Origin of the sequence: Chryseobacterium sp. C39-AII1 (assembly GCF_039672645.1) — a bacterium.
GTDB lineage: Bacteria > Bacteroidota > Bacteroidia > Flavobacteriales > Weeksellaceae > Chryseobacterium.
In genome coordinates, this window is sequence record NZ_JBDFPQ010000037.1 from 1 (window position 1) to 1957 (window position 1957).

The 1957-nt window shown below is 39.3% G+C and carries 1 pseudogene; it reads right to left on the minus strand.

From position 1 onward, the window contains the following. Window positions 1-1922, minus strand: a pseudogene (locus ABEG63_RS21470) (RHS repeat-associated core domain-containing protein); the annotation flags it as partial. Between the last annotated feature and the right edge of the window lie 35 nt (window positions 1923-1957).

The window sequence follows — 1957 nt, forward strand, 5'->3', positions numbered from 1 at the left end:
TTGGTATCTTTTGTTTCAAGAACGCCTGCGCTGGTTTTCGAGAAGCTTACTCTCGTATTTCCTAAATGATCTTGATATTGGTAAATATAGCGGTTTTCTCTAAAACTGTAAAATCCTTCAGAGGTGGCTACAAAATCCAAAACCCAAACCGGAGCAATAGGTTTTCCTATTACTTCTCTTGAAGTATAGGCCTGCTCTTCATAGGCTGTTTCCGTTTTACATGTTAAGCACATTCCACCTCCTTCAAAATTTTCATACTGAAAACCATCCAGATATTCTGTTGTACTCGTAGTATTTGTAGAGCCTCTTCCCCCAAGAGTCGTGTATAGTTTTCTCAGTTTTGTGCCGTCTGCGCGGTATAAATAACTTATATTTGAGGAAGTAGACTGTCCTAAAAAATTAGTTTGTACGATTGATAGGTTATTCGGAAGATCCAAAAAGTTATAATTGATATTCTGAATCCCTTTATCCAGCATATTTTTCATATTTCCGTTCTGGTCATAGGATATGGTATTGTTTCCTCCTTCGTACCCAGTATCGTTCAGGGAGTTTTCAATAACCTTTGTCAGTCGGTTTCCGGTGTGCTGATACACCAGATCATCTACCAGTGTTGATGTATTTCCAAAAACAGGAAAAGCATTTCTTTTAAGTGTAGCAATGTTTCCGTTTAAGTCATAGGTTACATGTTCATTAAAATTATTGTTGAACGGAGTTGTAGCATTGGGTTCGGTATAGATGGCATCTTTCAGCCTGTTGAGATCGTCATAAGTATAGGTATATCTTTTCAAGACGTCTTCTGAAGCATTTTTCCAGTCTACTTCGGCTATATTCCCATTGTATCTTCCGCTCCCAATGTTGGTATATACGGGATTGGTATATTTTATTTCATACCCAAACAGTTTACCGTTCAGATTCGCAGGATCATTAATTTTGGTAAGCCATCCACGGATATTGTAGGTATAATCCATCGTTTGCAATGGTTGCGCTATATCGGTACCACCCACTTTTTTAGTCTTTACCTGAGAAAGCTCATTATATTCATTTTGCGCTAAAATCTCCTCAGGATTATTGTCTACCTTATGTTTATGTACCAGCAATCTGTTTTTACTGTCATAGCTAAAAGTCTGTACAATAACTTTTTCAGTATCTGTGCTGAGCCTTTTATGATATACTTTGGTCTGTTTTGCAAGCCCTGCAAAATCTAGCTCAGATTCTGTTTTGGTATATCCTCCCAGGTGATTGATTGTATGTCCGCCGATATTTCTGCCGCTATTGTCATACCAGATATAATTTTGCGTCCAGTTATCATCTTCAATATTTTTCACAAATGAGGCTACAGGCATAGTCTTGGTGCTTCTGGAGATAGGGCTCTGCCCGAGCTGCTTCAATACATTCTGCCCCAGGATCTGGGTAGGAATGGTTGTCGTGCCTGAAGGATAGGTATCGTAATAATTAACGGATAAAGCAGTTTCAATTACATGAAAATAATTGTTGGAATAGTATATCTGTATGCCATTTTGGGTAAAGCCTCCGGAACTTCTGGTCTCTGTAATGACAACATTTCCGGCCTGGCTTTGCATATTTTCTCGGGTACCTCCTGAGATTATTCCCGTATAGGCAGGCCTTCCGAGCTGATCATATTTGCTGATCATCCATTTTCCTGTTTGCCTCATATTGGCGTCCTGACTCAGCACCAATCGGTCTGCTTTATCATACACCATATATTCCCAACCTTTCCCGGGAACTTTTTTCTCTGCCATACGGTTCCAGCCGTCGTAGCGGTACTGGTAGCAAAGCTCATTCAGCAAATCATCAGTTATCGGTTTGTTTATAGAATTCGGAGGCAATACAAAAGCAAGTTGGTTGTACTCATTATATACATAGTAGGTATCCACCTGCTCATTACCATTGAATTTTCTCATCAATATAAGCTGCCCTTTTGCATTTTTGAACTGTA